Here is a 504-nt window from a genome sequence, read left to right as displayed (position 1 = left end):
AGCCAGTACTGGGCATTGCCGGCGTACTGACTGTTGGGGTACTTGCGCAGGAATGCCGAGAAAGCTTGGCTCGCCTTGTCGAAATCCTTGGCTTTGATCAGGTCGAAGGCAGCATCGTAATAGAGCTTTTCCTTGGCCGGATCACCGGGTTCGCTGCTGGCAGCTGGTGCCTGGGCAGCAGCGCCGGCGGCACCGGCGGCATTGCTATCGCCACCGGCAGAAGAATTCTCAGGAGTCGCGGCAGGTGCAACACCGCTTCCTATGCGCCGATCAAGATCCTGGTATCGCTCCAGGCTTTCTTGCTTCATGCGCGCTACATCATTTTGCAGAACTTCGATCACACCTTGCTGCCGTGCAATCTGCTCCTGCATTTTCTGCAGTTGCTGGAACAGCTCGCCCTGTGCCGAGACAGGGGGCGAAACCCCTCCCCCGGCATAGGCGCCGTTCGTGCCATAACCCGCTGGCGGATAACTGCTCCCGCTATTGTTATAGCCGGAGTTGTTA

At 58.5% G+C, this 504-nt stretch carries 1 protein-coding gene; it reads right to left on the bottom strand.

What is annotated here, in order from left to right:
- Window positions 1-504, bottom strand: a 504-nt coding sequence (locus tag J5M58_RS26330; RefSeq protein WP_306795257.1) for a YbgF trimerization domain-containing protein, incomplete at both ends; no start/stop codon positions are given.

The sequence above is a fragment of the Pseudomonas sp. 32_A genome (genome assembly GCF_017490905.1).
Taxonomy (GTDB): domain Bacteria; phylum Pseudomonadota; class Gammaproteobacteria; order Pseudomonadales; family Pseudomonadaceae; genus Aquipseudomonas; species Aquipseudomonas inefficax.
Note: the sequence above shows the minus strand (reverse complement) of the source record. Positions and strands in the feature narration are given on the sequence as shown.